General features: G+C 71.2%; 16 protein-coding genes. 5 read left to right on the top strand and 11 right to left on the bottom strand.

Annotated elements, in window-relative coordinates; all coding sequences use genetic code 11:
• Positions 1 to 89: 89 nt before the first annotated feature.
• Positions 90 to 1,139 carry an LLM class flavin-dependent oxidoreductase gene (locus tag ACZ470_RS34110; RefSeq protein ID WP_468433601.1) on the top strand — a complete coding sequence of 350 codons (1,050 nt, stop codon included), beginning with the start codon at positions 90 to 92 and terminating at the stop codon, positions 1,137 to 1,139.
• 10 nt (positions 1,140 to 1,149) lie between these two features.
• Here the strand turns inward: ACZ470_RS34110 and ACZ470_RS34105 are convergent, their stop codons facing one another.
• Genes ACZ470_RS34105 through ACZ470_RS34080 form a run of 6 tightly spaced genes read right to left on the bottom strand, consistent with a single transcriptional unit; the run spans position 1,150 to position 7,572 of the window.
• Positions 1,150 to 2,112: a formylglycine-generating enzyme family protein gene (locus tag ACZ470_RS34105; RefSeq protein ID WP_468433600.1), complete on the bottom strand. Its 963-nt coding sequence runs from the start codon at positions 2,110 to 2,112 to the stop codon at positions 1,150 to 1,152.
• Complete coding sequence (locus tag ACZ470_RS34100; protein WP_468433599.1) at positions 2,109 to 3,638, bottom strand: sulfatase-like hydrolase/transferase; 1,530 nt, start codon at positions 3,636 to 3,638, stop codon at positions 2,109 to 2,111. Before ACZ470_RS34100 ends, ACZ470_RS34105 begins: the two co-directional genes overlap by 4 nt.
• Positions 3,635 to 4,636, bottom strand: a complete 1,002-nt coding sequence (locus ACZ470_RS34095; RefSeq protein WP_468433597.1) for an aliphatic sulfonate ABC transporter substrate-binding protein — start codon at positions 4,634 to 4,636, stop codon at positions 3,635 to 3,637. The genes ACZ470_RS34100 and ACZ470_RS34095 overlap by 4 nt, the downstream gene beginning before the upstream one ends.
• A gap of 20 nt (positions 4,637 to 4,656) precedes the next feature.
• Positions 4,657 to 5,466 carry an ABC transporter ATP-binding protein gene (locus tag ACZ470_RS34090; protein ID WP_468433596.1) on the bottom strand — a complete coding sequence of 270 codons (810 nt, stop codon included), beginning with the start codon at positions 5,464 to 5,466 and terminating at the stop codon, positions 4,657 to 4,659.
• Complete coding sequence (locus tag ACZ470_RS34085) at positions 5,463 to 6,320, bottom strand: ABC transporter permease (RefSeq protein ID WP_468433594.1); 858 nt, start codon at positions 6,318 to 6,320, stop codon at positions 5,463 to 5,465. The genes ACZ470_RS34090 and ACZ470_RS34085 overlap by 4 nt, the downstream gene beginning before the upstream one ends.
• Positions 6,307 to 7,572 (bottom strand): ROK family transcriptional regulator, encoded by a 1,266-nt coding sequence (locus ACZ470_RS34080; RefSeq protein WP_468433592.1) that lies wholly within the window; start codon positions 7,570 to 7,572, stop codon positions 6,307 to 6,309. The genes ACZ470_RS34085 and ACZ470_RS34080 overlap by 14 nt, the downstream gene beginning before the upstream one ends.
• Positions 7,573 to 7,811: 239 nt before the next feature.
• Here ACZ470_RS34080 and ACZ470_RS34075 point away from each other — a divergent pair, with 239 nt between their 5' ends.
• The 3 genes from ACZ470_RS34075 to ACZ470_RS34065 all read left to right on the top strand — a co-directional run bounded on the left by ACZ470_RS34075 (position 7,812) and on the right by ACZ470_RS34065 (position 11,191).
• Positions 7,812 to 9,146: a family 43 glycosylhydrolase gene (locus tag ACZ470_RS34075; RefSeq protein ID WP_468433591.1), complete on the top strand. Its 1,335-nt coding sequence runs from the start codon at positions 7,812 to 7,814 to the stop codon at positions 9,144 to 9,146.
• Positions 9,147 to 9,365: 219 nt separating this feature from the next.
• Complete coding sequence (locus ACZ470_RS34070; RefSeq protein ID WP_468433632.1) at positions 9,366 to 10,862, top strand: MFS transporter; 1,497 nt, start codon at positions 9,366 to 9,368, stop codon at positions 10,860 to 10,862.
• The gene (locus ACZ470_RS34065) at positions 10,859 to 11,191 is read left to right on the top strand and encodes a putative quinol monooxygenase (RefSeq protein ID WP_468433590.1); all 333 of its coding nucleotides are present in this window, start codon (positions 10,859 to 10,861) and stop codon (positions 11,189 to 11,191) included. Before ACZ470_RS34070 ends, ACZ470_RS34065 begins: the two co-directional genes overlap by 4 nt.
• Before the next feature lie 6 nt (positions 11,192 to 11,197).
• Here ACZ470_RS34065 and ACZ470_RS34060 read toward each other — a convergent pair whose 3' ends face one another.
• From ACZ470_RS34060 to ACZ470_RS34040, 5 genes are all read right to left on the bottom strand, one after another.
• Positions 11,198 to 12,073 carry an endonuclease/exonuclease/phosphatase family protein gene (locus tag ACZ470_RS34060; protein ID WP_468433588.1) on the bottom strand — a complete coding sequence of 292 codons (876 nt, stop codon included), beginning with the start codon at positions 12,071 to 12,073 and terminating at the stop codon, positions 11,198 to 11,200.
• A 187-nt stretch (positions 12,074 to 12,260) separates the two neighbouring features.
• Positions 12,261 to 13,805, bottom strand: a complete 1,545-nt coding sequence (locus tag ACZ470_RS34055) for a serine/threonine-protein kinase (RefSeq protein WP_468433586.1) — start codon at positions 13,803 to 13,805, stop codon at positions 12,261 to 12,263.
• A 94-nt stretch (positions 13,806 to 13,899) separates the two neighbouring features.
• Positions 13,900 to 14,820 (bottom strand): hypothetical protein, encoded by a 921-nt coding sequence (locus ACZ470_RS34050; protein ID WP_468433584.1) that lies wholly within the window; start codon positions 14,818 to 14,820, stop codon positions 13,900 to 13,902.
• Entirely contained in the window at positions 14,817 to 15,308 is a 492-nt protein-coding gene (locus ACZ470_RS34045; protein WP_468433582.1) for a hypothetical protein, read from the bottom strand. Before ACZ470_RS34045 ends, ACZ470_RS34050 begins: the two co-directional genes overlap by 4 nt.
• A gap of 3 nt (positions 15,309 to 15,311) precedes the next feature.
• The gene (locus tag ACZ470_RS34040) at positions 15,312 to 16,535 is read right to left on the bottom strand and encodes a macrolide family glycosyltransferase (protein WP_468433580.1); all 1,224 of its coding nucleotides are present in this window, start codon (positions 16,533 to 16,535) and stop codon (positions 15,312 to 15,314) included.
• A gap of 319 nt (positions 16,536 to 16,854) precedes the next feature.
• On the opposite strand from ACZ470_RS34040, the gene ACZ470_RS34035 reads away from it, so the two are divergent.
• Positions 16,855 to 17,751 carry an RNA polymerase sigma-70 factor gene (locus ACZ470_RS34035; RefSeq protein WP_468433579.1) on the top strand — a complete coding sequence of 299 codons (897 nt, stop codon included), beginning with the start codon at positions 16,855 to 16,857 and terminating at the stop codon, positions 17,749 to 17,751.
• The last annotated feature ends 9 nt before the right edge of the window (positions 17,752 to 17,760 follow it).

The raw sequence follows: 17,760 nt of genomic DNA, 5'->3' as shown, positions 1-17,760 counted from the left end.
GTCCGTGTGCGCACCCTGGCCACTCGTGGGACCGGGCTGGACACTGGTCGGTCGTTGACCGTCCGGACCGGATCCGAGAGGACGTGCTCATGAGGTTCAGCTACGCCCTGTTACCCGACTATCCGCTGCGGGATTCGCTGGCGTCGATCAGACTCGCCGACGAGCTGGGCTTCCACGCCTGCTACGCCGCGGACGAGACCTGGCACAAGGATCTGTGGCTGCTGTTCGCCGCGGCCGCCGGCCAGACCCGCCGCATCCGCCTGGGGCCCAGCGTCTCCCCCGTCACCCTGCGGGAGCCCACGCTGATCGCGCAGGCCCTCGCCACGCTCGACGAACTCTCCGAGGGCCGCGCCGAAGCCGTGCTGTCCAGCGGCAACTTCGGCCTCCTGGCGCAGTACGGCATCGACTGGACCCGCACCCGTCCCCTGTCCCGCGTCAAGGAAGCCCTGCACGTGGTGCGGACGCTGCTCGACGAGGGGACCATCACCCACCGCGGCGAGTTCTACTCCTACGACGGGCTGTTCACCTTCGCCCGGCCGGTGCAGCGGCACGTGCCGCTGAAGCTCGGGGCGATGCGTGGGCCCAAGTCCTTCGAGGCGGCCGGCGAACTGTCCGACGGCTGCCACCACGCGCTGAGCTACACCGCGGAGGCGTACGAGTACGCGGTGCGCCACATCAGGGCGGGCGCGGAGCGGGCCGGCAAGGACTGGCGTTCCCTCGACATCGGCGCCTGGGTGGTGTTCGCCACCGGACCCGACTCCCGGCTCGCGAAGGAGGCGGCCCGCAGCATGGTGGGGATCTACGCCTCCTCCATGCCCGAGGAGCAACTGCTCCGCAACGGTGTGGAACCCGCCGAGCTGAAACCCGTGATCGAGGCGATCGGCGCGGGTGATCTGGCGAGGGGCATCGAACTCACCTCTCCCCGGGTCGCCGAGCGCCTGTCCGTCGCGGGCACCCCCGAGGAGTGCGCGGAGAAGATCCGCACGCAGATCGCGCCCAGCGGCGTCAACCACGTCATCTGCGCCCTCACGGACCGGCGGCTGGTGCGGGCCTTCACCGGCCGGGACCTGGAGGGGGTGGCGGACGCCGACGAACAACTGCGCCTCATCCACGAGCGGATCATGCCCGTACTGTCCTGAGCGGCCGCGCTCACCGGGGCGTCCCGGCCGCGTCGTTGGCGCAGCGGAAGCCGAGGTTGGCCGAGGAGGAGTCCGGGGTGTTGGAGGAACGGGCGGCCACCCGGTAGCGGTTGCAGTAGGAGTCGTGGCAGAGGTAGGAGCCGCCGCGCAGGACCCGTGCGGTGCCGGTCTCGGGGCCGTGCGGGTCCTCCGGGGCCGAGTGGGCGTAATAGGTGGGCGAGAACCAGTCGGAGCACCACTCCCACACGTTGCCCGCGGTGTTCCACAGGCCGAATCCGTTGGGGCGGTAGGCCTTCACGGGCGCGGTGGTCAGATGGCCGTCCTCGGCCGTGTTGACCTGGGGGAAGCGGCCCTGCCAGATGTTACAGCGCCAGCGGCCGTCGGGGGTGAGTTCGTCGCCCCAGGCGTAGCGGCGTCCGGCCAGGCCGCCGCGGGCCGCGTACTCCCACTCCGCCTCGGTGGGCAGGCGCTTGCCCGCCCACCGGGCGTAGGCGGTCGCGTCGTTCCACGAGACGTGGACGACGGGATGGTTCTGCCGGCCGTTGATGTCGGAGCGGGCGCCCTCCGGGCGGCGCCAGTGGGCCCCCCTGACGTTGATCCACCACGGGGTTCCGGCGGCGTCGCCGAGGACGTCGGCGGAGGGGGCGTCGACCACGAGGTGGAAGACGGCCGAGGATCCGTGGCGTTCGGCGTCGGTGACATGACCGGTGGCCTTGACGAAGGTGGCGAACTGGGCGTTGGTGACGGCGGTCTCGTCGATGTGGAACGGCTTGAGGCGCACCGGGTGGACGGGGGTCTCGCCGTCGGCGCGGTATCCCTCGTCGAAGGCGTCGCCCATGGCGAACTCGCCCCCGGGCAGGCGGACCTGCCCGCGGGTCGAGCGCGCTCCGACGGGTACCGCGGCCGGCGCCGGCCCGGTGAGGGTGACCGGCGTGCCGGCCGGGGTGCAGCAGGCGGGGCGTTGGTGGGTCATGGGGTTCCAGGTGCCGGACAGGGCTGGTAGGTGGATTCGTCGAGGCCGCTGAGGGTGGGGTCGTGGCCCACCTCGCCGACGTCGTACATCGACGTCATCCAGTGGTAGAAGTTGTCGCCGCGCTCCCGCAGTACGTCGTACAGCCGGCGGGTCATCCGGGAGCGGACCTCCGCCTGTTCGGGGTGGTCGTGGATGTTCTGCAGCTCGTCCGGGTCGTTGTGCAGGTCGTAGAGCTCGTTGACCGAGTCGGGGTTGACGACGAGCTTGTACCGGTCCTCGCGCAGCATGCGCTGCGGGTAGGGGAAGTGGTGGCCGTGGAACTCGCAGACGATGTCCTCGTCCCAGTCCGTCTCCTCGCCGTGCACGAGCGGCAGCAGGCTGCGCGAGTCGACCGCGGGCTTGGAGTCGATGCCGGCCAGTTCGAGGATGGTCGCCGTGCAGTCGAGCAGGCTGACGAACTCGTTCCGTACGACGCCTCCGGGTGCGCCGGGGACCCGGAGCAGACCGGGCGTGCGGTAGATGTCCTCGTACATCGCCGGGCCCTTGTCGTGCAGCCGGTGGGAGCCGGTGAACTCGCCGTGGTCGCAGGTGAAGAACACGGCGGTGTCGTCGGTCAGTCCGAGGCGCCGCATGGCCTCCATGACCCGGCCGATCTGCATGTCGATCAGCGCCACGTAGCCCCAGTAGACCGCGATGAGTTTGCGGGTGGTCTCGATCGGCATGGTGTCGAAGGTCCAGTGCGCGCTGTAGTTGCGCTGGACCGGGGGTTTGCCCTGGAAGGTCTCCGCGATGGACCGCGGGAGTTCCACGTCGGCCGGATCGACCAGGTCGAAGTACTCGTCGGGGAGGATGTACGGCAGGTGCGGTCCGAAGAAGTGCAGGGCGAGGAAGAAGGGTTGCTCGCGTTCCCGGGAGTCCGCGGCGTACTGCTCCAGCTTCTCGATGGCGCGGGTGGCGAGGTAGTGCTCGAAGGTGGCCTCGACGGGCTGGTGCAGCCGGGCGGCGAGGAGGTTGCCGGGGCCGCCGTTGGGCAGGGTGCCGCGGATGCGGTCGCTGATCTCGTACGGCGGCAGCCCGTGCTCGTCGAGGTAGGCGAGGTAGTCCGGGTGGTCCACCGGGTTGTGCCAGCCGGGCAGTTCGGGGCCGTCGAAGCCGTAGTCGGCCGCCGTCCGCCGGGTGCCGACGTGCCACTTGCCGATGAGGCCGCAGTTGTAGCCGTTCTCCCGCAGGGCGTGGGAGAACGTGAACTGGTCCTCGGCCAGGTCCTCGAGGTAGCCGACGTTGCGCTCGTGGTTGGCGAGCAGCTTGTGCCGGAAGGGGGCCTGCCCGGTCAGCAGACTGGCCCGGGCCGGCGTGCAGATCGCGGTGGGGGTGTACCAGCGGTCGAAGCGGGTGCCGGTGGCGGCGAGTTCGTCGAGCACCGGGGTGCGGGCCAGCGGGTTGCCGTACGACCCGAGGGTGTCGGCCCGGTGCTGGTCGGTCATGAGGAAGAGGATGTTCTTCCTGGACGTGCCGGACTGGGTCACTTACCTGCTCCGATGAAGAGGTCGCCGGTGTAGTACTTCTTGGGGTCGACGGGCTGCTTGAGCTTGCCCGCGTCGACGAAGTAGTCGTTCATGCCCTTCAGCCACTTGTCGACGGTGCCGTCCTGGGTCAGCTTGTCGAGCTCCTCGACGCTGAGCACCTTGTTGTTGGCGGCGTCGGCCTTCACCTGGTCGGCCGGGATCTTCAGCTTCTCGGCGGTGAGGGCGATGGCCTCGTCGGTGTGCTCGGAGCGGAAGGCGATGGCCTCGCGCAGGACGGCGAGGACCTTCTTGACCTTCTCCGGGTTGTCGGCCACGAGCTTGTTGCCGGCCACGAAGGCGGTGGGGAAGGAGACCTCGTCCTCGAAGTCGGTGTTCTTGGCGAGTTCGACCAGGTCCGGGACCTGCTTCTTGATGGTGGCCGTCGCGGGGTACCAGAAGCCCGCGCCGTCGACCTTCTTGGAGGAGACGGCGGACACGATGGTCGACGGGTCCATCGGGACGATCTTGAGGTCGTCCTTGGTCATGCCCGCCTTCTCCAGGGCGAGCGAGAGGATCATGTCGCCGGAGGTGCCTTCGGGAACGGCCACGGTCTTGCCCTTGAGCTGCTGCATCGAGGTGATGCCCGGCTGGGCGATGACCCGGTCGGAGTTGCCGAGGGTGTTGATCGCGACGACCTTGGCCTGGCCCGAGGCGGGGAGCCACATCGCGCCCGGTCCTATGTAGCCGAAGTCGAGGTTGTCCGTGCCGAGCGCCTGGATCTGAAGCGGCCCGTTGGTGAAGACCTTGCTCTCCGCCGTGAGTCCGTGCTTCTTCCACAGGCCCTTGGCGTCGGCGATGGCGATGAGGCTGGCGCCGTTGAAGTCGCCGATGTAGCCGAAGCGGACCTTGTCGCCCGAGTCGCCGGAGGAGCCGCCGCTGCCGCAGGCGGTCAGCAGGGCCATCGTGGCCACGCCGGCGAGCGCGGCGGTGAGGTGTCTGCGGGTGAGAGAGGGTGGCATGGTGCTGGTCCCTTTCCGGGTCAGGTGGTCGCGGTGCCGGCGGCCGCGTGAGCCGTGCGGCCTTCCTGGTGGTAGACGGAGTGCCACACGCGGTTGCGCAGGGCGGCGAACTCGGAGCTGAGGCGGAACGATTCGTCACGTCGGACGGCGGGATCGACCTCGATGACGTCGTAGACGCGCCCGGGGCGCGCGGCCATGACGATCACACGATTGGCGAGGAACACCGCCTCGTCGACGTCGTGGGTGATGAACAGCACCGTGCGCTTGTCCTGGCTCCACGTCCGCAGCAGCTGTTCCTGGAGTTTGACCCGGGTCAGTGCGTCGAGGGCGCCGAACGGTTCGTCCATGAGGAGGATGGAGGGGTCGACGGCGTAGGCGCGGGCGATGGCGCAGCGCTGGCGCATGCCGCCGGACAGGGTCTTCGGGAGCGCGTCGGCGAACCGTTCGAGTCCGACCAGTTCGATGAAGTGCTCCGCCCTGCTGCGGCGTTCGGCCTTGGGCACGCCCGTGGTCCGGAGCCCGAACTCCACGTTCTGACGTACGGTCAGCCAGGGGAAGAGCGCGTACTGCTGGAAGATCACCCCTCGTTCGGGTCCCGGTCCGGACACGGGCGCGCCGTCCACCAGGGCACGGCCGGCCGTGGGTGTCTCCAGCCCGGCGAGGATGTTCATGAGGGTGCTCTTGCCGCAGCCCGAGGGGCCGACGACGGTGACGAACTCGTGCTCCGCGATGTCGAGGGAGACGTCGTCGAGTGCGGTGAAGGTGTCGCGGCCCAGGGCGAACGTCTTGGTGACGCCCTGGACGGATATCTTGGCGGGCTTGCTGGTCATCGGCGTTCCTGCCATCCGGTGAGCTTGCGTTCTGCGAGGAGCAGGATCCGGTCCATGAGCAGACCGAGGATCCCGATCGAGATCAGTCCGACGAAGATGGTCGGCAGGTCGTAGTAGAGCTGGGCGTTCTGCATGCGGTAGCCGAGGCCCTCCTGGGCTGCGATGAGCTCGGCGGCGACCAGGGTGGCCCAGGCCGAGCCGAGGCCGACCCGCATGCCGACGAGGATGAAGGGGGTGGAGGCGGGCACCACCACGCGGGCGAAGATGACCGCGTCCTTGGCTCCCAGGACCCGGGCCGCGTTGATCAGTGTGCGATCGACGTTCACCACGCCCTGGAAGGTGGAGATCACGCACGCGAGGAACGCGGCGAGGAAGATGACGAAGATCTTCGGGGTCTCGTCGATGCCCATGACGACCACGGCCAGCGGGATGATCGCCAGTGGCGGGACGGTTCGGAAGAACTGGATCCACGGTTCCATCAGGCCGCGCGCGATGCCGTACCAGCCCATGAGGAAGCCGACGGGGACGGCCGCGGCCGTGCCGAGTGCGAAGCCGATGAGCACGCGGGTCAGGCTGGCGACGATGTCCTCGCCGAGCGTCCCGTCCTCGATCAGCGTTCCCGCCCGGGAGACCACCTCGGGCGGCGTCGGCAGTTTGAAGCCGGCGGCCGCCAGGGCCCACCACAGCGCGATGCCGAGCGCGATGGACACGGCGTTCAGGACGAGGGGGAGTCCGCGCCGGTCCGGCCGCCGACGCTCCGCCCCGGTCTTCGTGCTCTCCGGGGTGCCGGTGTCGTCCGAGGCCGGGGGTGTCTGCTCGGTTGTTCCGGCGCCCTGCTTGTCAAGGACGGACATGGGCGGCTCCTTCGGTGGTGGAATCACGGGCACCGGTGCCGGCCTTCACGTCGGCGGTCTCCGGGTACCTGGCCAGAAGTGGGGAGTTGTGGAAGACGGCGGCGAGGGCGCCGATGGCGCCGTCGTCGTCGGAGAGCCGCGCGGCCTCCACGACGGGACCGGCCGACGCGGTCGGGAAGAGGTCGGCGGCGAGCGTGGCGGCGACCTGCTCGACGATGACGGGTGCCACCTGTGTGATCTCGCCGCCGATGACGACCTTCGAGGGGTTGAGGGTCATCGTCGCGGCTCCGACGACGCGCCCGAGGGCGCCGGCCGCCTCGCGCAGGACCCGGTCGGCGACGGGATGGGCACGGGCCACGGCGTCCGCCAGTTCCCGCAGGTTCTCCAGCGGCAGACCGAACTCCCAGCAGGCCGCGAGGATCGCGGGGACCGAGGCGACCGTCTCCAGACAGCCGCGTTTGCCGCACCGGCACGGCCGGCCCGCCGGTTCGACGGTCACATGCCCGAGCTCGCCGGCCAGTCCGGACGAACCGGTCACCAGGTGCCCGCCGACGACGAGTCCGCCGCCGACACCGTCCGACAGCCGTACGTAGACCAGGTCGGCGACGCTGTCGGCGCCGCTGATGGCCTCGGCGAGGGCGGCCAGACGTGTGTTGTTGTCGACGATCACCGGTGCGTCGAAGCGTTCCGCGAAGGCGACGTCGACGCCGTCCGGGGCCGGGCGGAGCACCGTGCCGAGCGGGGAGGTGCGGGGCCGGGCCGCCCCCTCCGGCGCCGGGTAGGGTCCCGGCACGCCGATGCCGATGCCCTGGAGTGCCCCGTAGTGGACACCGGCCTCCGCGGTCAGCCGTTCCACCAGCGCGAGGGCGAGCTCGGTCCGCTCCTGCCAGGGCGTCGTGTCGTCGTAGCGGGTCGCGCCGGACGCCATGATCTCGTGCGAGGCGTCGGCGAAGGCGACATGGACGCGTCGATGGCCGAAGTCGACGCCCATGAACTGGGCCGACGCGGGGTCGAGCGCCAGCCGCTCGGCCGGCCGGCCACTGCCCTCGCGCCGGGACGCGTCGGTGTCCACGACCACGATGGCGCCTCGTTGCAAGAGGCTCCCCGTGATCTCGGAGAGGGTCGTGCGGGACAGTCCCACGACCCGGGCGATCTCGCCGCGGCTCATGGCGCCGTTCTCCTGCAACGCACGCAGGACGCGTTCCTCATGGGTCCGCCTGACCAGTGCGTGCACTCCGCTGGGCATCTGCATGCCGGTCAAGGTAGGGAGGCCGAGTTATTCCGTCAACACTCCGACAAAAACCTGAAACGAATCGTTCATAATCCCTGGTGGCCAAAGCCCTGATCTTGCGGGGCCGCCGGGATTATTCGTCCGAGGTGTTGACGTAAATGCACGCGCGTTCGCATGCTGTGCGCCATACCCCCGCCGCGCAGCTCGCCCTGAGCTGCCCCCTGGGTTCCGGGCGGGGACGACGAAGGAGAACGCGACTGATGGCCGATGCCCAGAACCGTTTGCGCCGACGCTCCCTGCTGGCCGGTGCCGCCGGCGTGGGGGCGGCGGCCGCCCTTCCCACGACGACCGCGCAGGCGGCCGCACCCGCCCCGGCACCGGCCGCGTCGGCGCGGCGTCAGCCGCCGAACTGGCCCGACCCCGAGCCCTACGGTGTCGCGGACACCCGGCTGGACCTGTGGCCGCGGGAGGACAACTCCTTCGTGCTCCCGCTGGAGCTGCGCCCCCGGGACGAGGAACTCGGCCGGGTGTGGATGCGGGACACCTACGTCAACTGCTTCGTCGTCGACGGCCGCCCCGTCTACGTGGCCACGGGCACCAGCCGGGTGCCCGGTCTGGAAGCGGCCGGCCCGTGGAACGACGGCATCTTCGTCTGGGTGGCGCCCTCGCTCGAGGGGCCGTGGAGACTCGCCGACACGACCGGGATACGGCCGGACGCCGAGAAGGGCAAGGTGTGGTCGCCCGAGTTCGTCGGGGAGAACCGGCCGGGCCGTACCGTCGTCGCGCCCTGGCAGGAGTACTGGCACGACGACCGGTTCGGCAAGCGCGGCAACGCGTGGGCACCGGAGGTGCACCACTTCAAGGGACGCTGGTACATCGTCGCGTGCATGGGCGATCACTCCCGCAAGGTCGGCTCGTTCATGCTCGTCAGCGAGGGCGGTGTCGAGGGCCCGTACCGGCTGATCGAGGGGAACCTGGAGAAGCCCTTCGGCGAATCGTTCATCGGGGGGCCGACGTTCATCGAGCCCGGCGCCTACTACCACATCGACGGCGGCCTCTACAGCGAGGGCGACGACGCGTGGCTCGTGCTGCACAACGACCTCTACGCCAAGTTCCGGGACGACATGGAGGACATCGTCACGACGACGGACCTCCCGAAGTTCCAGCAGACGCCCTACTCCCCCGAGCCGTATCTCGAGGGCGCGTACGTGTTCCAGTACAAGGGCAAGTACTACCTGGTCCACGCCGCGTGGGACCGCACCTCGGTCGATGCCTACGGGAGCACGCGCAACGCCTACGACCCGCCCGGGACGGGCCGTGTGCAGTACCAGTACGACGCGGTCGTCGCCGTCTCCGACCACTTCGAGGGACCGTACTCCGAGCGGTGGACCGCGGGGGTCGGCGCGGGACACAACAACTTCTTCGAGGACCACAAGGGCGGCCTGTGGGCGACGTTCTTCCGCAATCCGGCCCAGGGCCACTGGAAGCACCCGGAGCGCGTCGCCGATTCCGCCGTGCCCGGTGTCGTGCGGCTGGAGTGGACCGGCCGGAAGGGCGGCCGCCTGTATGTGCAGCGCCGAGACGGGCGTCAGTGACGGGCAGTTGACCCTGTGGTGATCCGGTGGGGGACGCCGAACGGCGCTCGTCGTCCCCCACCGATCGCACCGAACCCGTGATCGAGTGGTGGCCGCGAGGACGCGCGCGTACGGTCGAACGGTGGACTCCCGAAAGGGCGACCCGGTATGACCGCAAGCAGCCCGCGATCGGCCGCGGCACCGCGGAACGCCGCCCGCCACGGCGGCGGCGGGAACGTGATGGCGCTGCTGGTCATCGCATCGTGTCAGCTGATGGTGGTACTGGACATCACCATCGTGAACATAGCGCTGCCGCACATCCAGCGCTCCCTGGGCTTCTCCACCACCAGCCTGTCGTGGGTGGTCAACGCCTACACCCTCACCTTCGGCGGTCTGCTGCTGCTCGGTGGCCGGGCCGGTGACATCCTCGGCAGACGGCGCGTCTTCATCTTCGGCGTCCTGCTCTTCGTACTGGCGTCCCTGCTCGGGGGGTTCGCCCAGAACTCCGGCCAACTCCTCGCCGCCCGCGCCCTCCAGGGCGTCGGCGGTGCCATCGCCTCGCCGACGTCCCTCGCCCTGATCAGCACCACCTTCCGCGAAGGGCCGGAACGCAACCGGGCGTTCGGGGTCTTCGCCGCGGTGTCGGCGGGCGGCGGTGCGATCGGACTGCTCGCCGGCGGGGTGCTCGTCGAGTGGCTGAACTGGCGCTGGGTGCTCTTCGTCAACGTGCCGATCGGCCTCCTCATCGCCCTCGCCACACCGCGCTGGATCAAGGAGTCCGAGCGCCACCCGGGGCGTTTCGACCTCACCGGCGCGCTGGCCTCCACGGCGGGCATGGTGCTTCTGGTCTACGGGTTCATCAGGGCCGCGCAGGACGGCTGGCGGGACGCGCTCACGCTGGCCTCGTTCATCGCGGCGGTCGTCGTCCTCACGGGGTTCGTGCTGGTCGAGAGGCGGTCCCGGCAGCCGATCACACCGCTGCACATGTTCGCCGACCGCAACCGCGCGGGCACGTACGGCATCATGCTGTGCCTGGCCGCGGCGATGTTCGGCATGTTCTTCTTCCTGACGCTCTTCGTGCAGAACGTGCTCGACTTCAGCCCCCTGCGAGCCGGACTCGCCTTCCTGCCGGTCAGCGCGGTCATCGCGATCGGTGCCGGACTGACCTCACGGTTCCTGCCCGTGTACGGGCCCAAACCCTTCATGGTCGGGGGCGGCATCCTGGCGGCCGCGGGCCTGGCCTGGCTGACGCTGACCGACATCCATTCCACCTACGCGGGCAGCGTCCTCGGCCCCATGCTGGTCTTCAGCCTCGGCATGGGCATGGAGTTCGTGTCGCTGACGCTGATGGCCCTGTCCGGCGTGCCCGCCCGGGAGAGCGGCGCGGCCTCCGGTCTCCTCAACGCCACCCAGCAGGTCGGCGGCTCGCTCGGCCTGTCCATCCTGGTCACGATGTTCGGTACGGCGAGCAGCAACGAGGCGGCGAAGCAGGTCCCGCGCTTCCTGCGGCAGGCGACCCCCGCCGAGCGAGCGGAGTTCCGGCGCACCGGGGAGCTGCCACCGCCCTGGGCGGACGAGGTGCTCACCTCGGGTGTCTCGGCGGCCTTCATCATGGCGGCGATCTTCGCCGTGCTCGCCGCGCTGATCGCCATGGTGGCGATCCAGGTCCGCCCCACCGACCTTGAACGTCTCCAGGGCGGCACGGAGCCCGGTGCCGCCGGCGAGGAGGTCCGATGATCTTCATCACCGCGAAGTTCCGGGTCCGTCCCGAGTACGCCGACGCGTGGCCGCGGATCGCCGGCGACTTCACCGCGGCCACCCGGGACGAGCCGGGATGCCTGTGGTTCGACTGGTCCCGCAGCGTCGAGGATCCGACGGAGTACGTCCTGGTCGAGGCCTTCCGTGACGACGAGGCGGGAGCGGCCCACGTGCAGTCCGGGCACTTCCGGACCGCACAGCGGACCCTGCCGTCGTACTTGGCGGAGACTCCCCGGATCGTGAACGCGTCGGTGCCGCAGGACGACTGGTCGCTGCTGGGCGAGATGAGCGTCTCCGAGGAGGGGTGAGCCGGTTCAGCGACCGCGTCGGTGGACCTTCAGGTCCGCGACCACCGGCCGGTGGTCCGAGGCCTGGGTCGCCACCGTGCGCGCGCCCGTCACCGCGATGTCGGAGGAGACGGTGACCAGGTCGATGCGCTTGACCGGGTCGGTCGCCGGGTAGGTCGCGCCGCCGTCGGGTGCGGCGTCCCGCAGCGACCGCCACAGCGGCGCCAGCTCGGGGGCCGTCGCCTCGGCGTTGAAGTCACCGACGAGGACCTTGGGGCCCCGGTCGTCGGCCAGCACGTCGAGCATGTCCGCGACCTGGGCCTCTCGGACCGACGGATCGGCCCGGTAGTCCAGGTGTGTGCTGTAGACGTGCACGTGCGCGCCCCGTACGTTGACCACCACCTCGGCGAAGCCAGGGGCCGGTGCGGGCACCGGATCGGGTGTCTGGGTGGAGAGCCGGGTGATCTCGTGGTTCTCGGCGGCGAGCACGGGGTAGCGGCTCAGCACGGCGACACCGTACTGCCGGCGCTCGCCGTCCGGGGTGGCCGGGTCGAGGTCGTAGATGGGGGCGAAGTACACCCGCATGCCGAGTCTCTCGGCCAGTGCCCGTGCCTCGTCGACGAAGCCGCTCCGGGCGCCCCAGTGGACGTCGACCTCCTGGAGGCCGATGACGTCGGCGCGCAGATCCCGTATGGCCGCGGCGGTGCGGTCGAGGTCGAAGACCTGGTCCTGGCCCGCTCCGGCGTGGATGTTGTAGGTCGCCACCCGCAGCGGGACCGACGGGGCAGGGGATCCGGGGCTGTCGGCGGCCGTCGCCGGTGCGGCCGTGGCCAGCAGGACGGCGGTGAGCACGGCGGCGGCGGTCCTTCCGGCGCGGACAGGACGTACGGGTCTGGGCTTCATGCGCTCTCCAGGTCGGGTGAGGACGGGGCCGGCACTGAACGGGCTCAGCGGCGGCGCGGTCTGTTCATGGTGCGGTCGGGTCCGGGCCGACGGAACGTCAAGTGAGCGGCGAGTCCACGAATTCCGCGCGACGGGCGGGGTCGGACGGGGGCACTTCACTCCTGGGCGCGGGGAGGAACCGCCCACCTCAGCCGCCGCCGAGTTCCTTGGCCAGTGACCGTGCCTCGTCCTCGGTGAAGCTGCCGGCGATCTCCACGGAGCCACCCGAGACGGCCTCGGCGACCGCGGGGGCGCTGAGCAGGCGGTCACCGAGCAGGATGGCGATCTGGTTCCTGGGCGACGGGCGCTCCGCCGCCCGCCCCGACAGTTCCTCGAAGCGGCGGGCGTCCTCCTCGTCGAAGGTCATGAGGATCAGCCAGGAGCCGTCGCGCATGGTGGTGCTGACCTCCCGCAGCCGCTCGACGTTCATCCGGTCCTCGGCCCGGGTCGACACGGAGTGGCACGACGTCCCGTCCACCGAGACGAACGTGGGCGGTGGCAACGCGTCCGTGCACTTGCCCTGCTCGCTCGCCTCCACCAGGGTCAGCCGCAGGTCCTGGGCCGGGCCCCGCACCGTCCCGCCGCCGCCCTCGTCGTCCAAGGTGTTCCTCAACACGAGGTAGCCGGCCAGCAGTACGACCGCCGCCAGACCGAGGAGCAGTCCTCTCGCGCCGCGACGCGGGATGCCGGGGAGCCGACGGGTGGAGGGCGGCGGGCCGGACGGGGTGCGGGTGGTGGGTGCTTCGGGGTCGAAGCGCAACCGGGCCGCGTTCGCCTCCTCGACGCGGCGCCGCCGGAACCGCTCGATGGCGTCGGCCCACTCGGCCGGCAGCCAGTCCGCGGCGCCATGGGCCTCGGGGCGCCGGGCGAGGGTCTCGCCGCACACCCGCAACAGGTCCTGCGGCGTGGGGCGTCCGGCGGGGTCGACGGCGAGGCACGGCCGGATCAGCGGATCGAGTTCGGCGGGCAGCCGGCCCAGGTCGAGGTCGCCCTCGGCGGCACGGACCAGTTGCTCGAACGCGGTGCCCTCCCCCATGCCTCGGTACGGGCTGCGGCCGGTGGCCAGGTGGAACAGGGTCGCGCCGAGCGAGAAGACGTCCGAGGCGACGGTCGTCGGCTCGCCCCGCGCCTGCTCGGGCGCGGCGAAGGGAATGGTGCCCAGGGCGGCCTTGGTGCGGGTCAGGTCCGTGGCCTGGGAGATACCGAAGTCGATCAGGCGGGGGCCGTCCTCCGGCAGCAGGACGTTGGACGGCTTGACGTCCCGGTGCACCAGGCCCGCGGTGTGGATGCTGATCAGTGCCTCGACCATGCCCGCCGCCACCCAGTACAGGGACGCGGGCGGCAACGGGCCGCAGGATTCGACGAGTTCGCCCAGTGAGGGCGCCGCCACGTACTCCGTGGCCATCCAGGGAGAGGCGGCGTCGGGGTCCGCGTCCACGACACTCGCGGTGTACGCCCCGCGCACCCGGCGGGCCAGCGCCACCTCTCGGGCGAAGCGACGCCGGTCGGCCTCGGCCGGTTCCCGGTCGGCCGTCGCGAGCAGGGTCTTGACGGCCACGGTGCGGCCACCGGGCGAACGGGCCAGATAGACGCGTCCCATGCCCCCGCTGGCCAGTTCGGCCAGTACGGTGTACGGCCCGATCCGGCCGCCCGGCGGTACGGCGGCCACCGCCCCGGCCCACTCCCCCTGCACCCGCGCCTCCCCCGGGAACCCGGAACATCAACTCGGGTCAGACTACGGGCAGATGGGGGTACGCGGGCACCTTCGCACCCGGCGCGGCGCCGGCTCAGCGCGGCTGAGCCGGGCTCGTCGAACGGATGAGCGCGAGCACCGTGTCGGTGGTGTGGTCGAGGTGGCTGCGGCCGTCGGGGCGGTACGACTCCGGGCTGATGTAGCTGCGCCGCCCGAGGTGGGTGGCCGGGTCGAGCCGGTGCACGGTGATCTTTCCGGCGCGCCGGGCGCGGTTCCAGCCGCTGCGCCGGAACAGCGGCCGGCGCTGCGGGAAGATCCAGGTGCCGACCCGTTCGATGCGGTCGTGCGCGCTGGTGAGCTGATGCAGGTGATCGGCGCGGCTGAGGTCGTTGGCGCCGTTGTGGAACCCGCCGAGCGTGATCAGCAGCAGCGGGGCGTCCAGTTGGGCGCGCAGTTCGTCCACCGCTCCGGTCGCGACCTGGGCTCCCCCGCTGTAGCTGAGCAGGACCACGGGGATGCCGCAGCGCGGCCGGTAGCCGGCGAGCCTCAGCTGGTTGGCGATCTGGGCTCCGACGGCGCGATTGTAGAGGGGGCGGTACCGGCGGTCGGCGGCGACGAAGATCTGCATGACGTTGTGCAGGAACAGCAGGATCCCGACGTGCCGGCGGATCCACACCCACACGGGCCGGTTGGCGAGCGGGGCGGCCAGCGGGGAGTAGGGCTGCACCTGTCCCAGCACCCGCAGTTCCGGCGCCGCGGCGATCAGGGCCTTGACCAGCTGGCCCCCGTCGCGGGTGTCGGTGAAGCGCCGTTTGCCGATGCCGTCCAGGTAGACCAGGTAGGCGGCCGGGGGACGGGCGGGGTCCGCGCCCCGGGCGTAGGGCATGCCCGGGGGCAGTTCGGTGGTGGGCGCCCGCCAGCCGGCGGTGTAGACCAGCACCTCGTAGCGGGCGAGCAGGGCTTCGGCGAGCAGCACGGGGCCGAGCACCAGGGCGACGAGCGGGAACCAGGTCATGCCGGCAGCTCCCGCACTCCCGCGGCGCTGATCCGCGCGACCAGACGGCGGACGAGTTCGACGGCGGCGGCCAGCCCGACTCCGGCCAGGGCGACACAGCCCGCGGCGGCCCACCAACCGAGCCCCGTCGCCCCGGCGAGGGGTCCGACGAGACCGGACCCGACCCCCACCAGGAGCAGCAGGTGCAGCAGCGGCCCGAGCAGCGGGAACGCGATGACGGCGCAGAGCAGCAACGGGGCGACCTGGCCGGCGGTCCAGGATGGCGCTTCGCCGTCGGACACCGGAACGGAGAGCATCAGTTCGGCGACGGTCCAGGCGGTCAGTGGCCACAGCGCGATCACGACGCTCTCCACGACGGTTCCGGTCAGCAGCAGCCCGGCCACGATGGGCCGCGACACGCGGCGCCGGCGGGCGACCAGGGGCAGCAGCCGCCCGGCGGCCTCGGAGAATCCGGCGAGGATCACCAGGGCGACAACGGCGGGTGACACGGCTCAGCTCTCCTGTGGCGAGTTCGCCGGGGCCGGCCGGGCCGACTCCCTGGTCCGGCGCAGGTGGTCCTCCAGTCCGTCGGCGGCGCGCGCACTGCCGCCCGCCTCGCGCTGGGCGACGCTCAGCGCGGCGGCGGCGTCCCGGAAGCGGGGTTCGGTGAGCAGGCGCCGGGCGAGGGTGTGCACGGCTTCGGCGGAGGCGTCCTCGGTACGGATTGACAGGCCGGCGCCGAGTTCGACGACCCGCCGGGCCACCAGCGGCTGATCCGCGCCCTGCGGTACGACCAGCATGGGCACTCCCGCGTACATGGCCTCGTTGACGCTGTTCATTCCGCCGTGGGTGACGAACAGCGCGGCGCGGGCCAGTACGTCCGGCTGCGGGACGAAGCGGCGGGCGAGCACGTTGTCCGGCAGCGGGTCCAGCAGGGCCGGGTCGGTGTGTCCGGTGGCGACGACCACGGTGCCGCCCAGTGGTGCGAGCGCGGTGGCGAAGTTGCGCAGCACGCGCGGGGCGGCGTCGAACACCGTGCCCAACGAGGCGTACAGCACGGGTGGTCGCAGCCGGTCGGCCGGGAACGACGGGTCGTGCGGGCGTGCGCCGACGCTGGGGCCGACGAACCGGTACGACCGGTCGAAGGAGTCGGCGCCGGGCTGGAAGGCACGCGAGGTGAAGACGAGGTTGAGCGGCTGGCGCGCGTTCACCAGGTCGATCAGGGGCAGCCGGCGGGTGTCGTAGCGGCGGGAGAGCCGCCATCGGGAGCGCAGGTAGCCCCGGAGGTTGCGGGGCCGGGCGGCGGCCGCGGTCAGCAGGTGCCATGTGGCGCGGCTGGGGCTGGGCACATGGCGGTTGAACGCCATGGTGGTGAACAGCGATGCGGCCGGTACGCGGAGTTCGCTCGCGGCGACCGGGCCCCACGGGCAGGCCGCTCCGTGGACGATCAGGTCGGGCCGGACATCGCGCAGATCGGAGAGCACGGCGGGCAGCAGGCCGACGGCGGTGCGGGCGAGGCCGTCCAGCAGGGTGACGGGCGTGGGCGGGCCGGTGAGCGGTGGGCCGTCCCCCGGGTAGAGGAACACGGTCGCGCCGACGGCCGCTGTCTCGTCCGCGAAGGCGGCGGTGGTGTGGTACGTGACGGTGTGGCCGCGGCGTACGAGTTCGGCCACGACCGGCAGCGTCGGGTTGATGTGCCCGTGCATGGCGATGTTGAGGAACGCGATGGTGCTCATCGGCCGGCCCCCGGGGCCGACACGGTCCGCCCCGCGGGCCGGATCGATGACGCGGGGCGACGTGCTCGTGTGCCGTCCCCGCGTGCGTCTGCCGTGCTGCGGCCACCCTTCATGGTTCACCCTCTCCCACCGCGGCGTTCGACTGGTTCGCCCGCGTCACCGGGTATGACCGGGCACACCGCCTGTTTGTGACAGGGCGCGCGGAGGTAACACGGTGTGTTCTGCATGGTCCGTGGCAGTGTGCCGGTTCCCACGGGCCCGGGCGCACCCTGCTGGAGCGGCTTGTAGCATGGTGGCGCCGGAGCCGGAAGGGACGACCATGCACGCTGGGGACGACACCGATTCCCTTGAGCAGGCGACGAGGGACTTCATCGCGGCACGCCCCCAACTGTTCGGGATCGCCTACCGCGTGCTCGGCAGCGCCGCCGAGGCCGAGGACGTCCTCCAGGAGGCATGGCTGCGGTGGCAGAACACCGACCGCTCCGCCGTCCACGAGCCCACGGCCTTCCTGACCACGATCACCGCACGCCTGGCCATCAACGTCGCGCAGTCCGCGCGGGTACGCCGGGAGTCCTATGTCGGGCCGTGGCTGCCCGAACCGGTCGACACCAGTCAGGACCCGCAGATGGGGGCCGAGCGCGCCGAGGCGCTGGAGATGGCGGTTCTGCTCCTGCTCGAGAGGCTCAACCCGCTGGAGCGGGCGGCCTATGTGCTGCGGGAGGCCTTCGACTACCCCTACAAGCAGGTCGCGGACATCCTGGAGACCAGTGAGGCCAACACCCGGCAGTTGGTGAGCCGCGCGCGCAAGCACCTCGCCGCCGAGCGCAAGGAACCGGTCAGCCCAGCCGATCACCGGCGCCTGCTGGAAGTGTTCCTCGCCGCCGCGCAGACGGGCGATCTGGCGGTGCTGGAAGAGGTTCTCGCCGCCGATGTCGTCAGCTACTCGGACGGCGGAGGCATCCGGGGCGCCTCGAAGATCCCGGTCGTGGGACGCGACCACGTGTCCAAGTACCTCGCCGCCTTCGCGCCGCGGTTCTGGCCGCCGGCGCGGACACGGTGGGTCGAGGCCAACGGCAGGCCGGCCGTGCTCGTCTCGGTCGGGGAGGACGCCGTGGCGCTGTTGTCCGTGGACGTGTCGGCGGACGGGATCGACCGGATCATGTGGGTGATGAACCCCGACAAGCTGTCCCCCTATGTGTCGTCCCTGAGCGGCTGAACCGCCGTA

This window comes from Streptomyces sp. NPDC031111 (assembly GCF_055570675.1).
Note: the sequence above shows the minus strand (reverse complement) of the source record. Positions and strands in the feature narration are given on the sequence as shown.